The sequence below is a fragment of the Paenibacillus helianthi genome (assembly GCF_001909055.1).
Taxonomy (GTDB): Bacteria; Bacillota; Bacilli; order Paenibacillales; family Paenibacillaceae; genus Paenibacillus_AQ; species Paenibacillus_AQ helianthi.
Genome location: NZ_LVWI01000005.1, coordinates 1 through 1137 on the forward strand (window position 1 = coordinate 1; position 1137 = coordinate 1137).

Here is a 1137-nt window from a genome sequence, read left to right on the forward strand (position 1 = left end):
GGATTGGGAGGAAGCGGAAACTTATCTAATTGATTTGAACAATAATTTCCCTAATTTCTATAAGAAAATAGAAGGTAAAATTAAGAAAAGAAATGAATCCATAGGCAAGTTAGTGAGGGACAGAATTCAGCTAAGTGCCTACGAATTAGATAATTGGGTGTATGCAAATACAAGACATGAAGACAGTTCCTGCAGTTTTTATTGTAGGCTTATATTGTTTTCAGATGTTCAATTTACATCAATCTAATATATATTCGTACTCTTCAAATGATGTCTAGAATAAGCAAGACCAATTATCGTAGAATAAATATCTTTATAATCTAATTTAAGCCTACTGAAGGAGTATGCAAAGGAACTGTGTTTTGTAGTGTATGGTGAGGTAGCAATATCCATTAAATGGGGGGTTCCTTGGTCATCAATTCTATAATCAATTCTTCCATAATCATTGAAACCTATTAATTCAACAATTTTAATAGAAGTTTCTTCAATCTTATTAATAATGGAATGTTCTAATTCATCACTTAATGTATAAAATTCATAGTCATCATTAAAAGAACGATCAAATGTTAAAATTGAGTTACCCAGATAAGAATTATTATTTATCGATATACCCACAGGAGACATCATATGTATTTTGTTATTAACAAAAAAAGGAACTTCACATTCGTAGCCTTCAATAAATTCTTGTAAGAGCAGTGTGATGTTACTAAGGGATTGTTTTGCAATCAGTTCTTGTTCACTATTTTTATCGAATATAAAAACAGAGTCCATATCAAGTCCTATACTTGCTGATTCGTGCATAGGTTTCATTACTATTTTCATACCATAAGGTGGTTTATCTTGGTTGAACCAGTTGCTGTTTTCTGATAAAACCCAGCTTTTTGTAGTAATGATATTATGAGATTCAAAGTATTTGAGATATGTATACTTAGCACGGCATAAAGAAGTAACTAAAGCATTAGATCCTGTATATGGAAGCGATAATAAATCACAAAATGATGGAATCAATGACTTCTTACCGATAAAGTTTCCATTACGTGATAGATTGTACACGATTTTATTATTTTTATAACAAGTTTCGCTAATCATATCTACTATAAAATTAATTTCATTAAAATATGGGTTAACATAATACCC

2 protein-coding genes are annotated in these 1137 nt (G+C 30.1%); one reads left to right on the forward strand and one right to left on the reverse strand.

The genetic code is table 11. From position 1 onward, the window contains the following. On the forward strand, positions 1–247 hold a 247-nt coding region (locus A3844_RS33040; RefSeq protein ID WP_208619404.1), incomplete at its 5' end, for a hypothetical protein. Here the strand turns inward: A3844_RS33040 and A3844_RS06020 are convergent. Further along, on the reverse strand, positions 244–1137 hold an 894-nt coding region (locus A3844_RS06020; RefSeq protein ID WP_074106907.1), incomplete at its 5' end, for a D-alanine--D-alanine ligase family protein. The genes A3844_RS33040 and A3844_RS06020 overlap by 4 nt on opposite strands.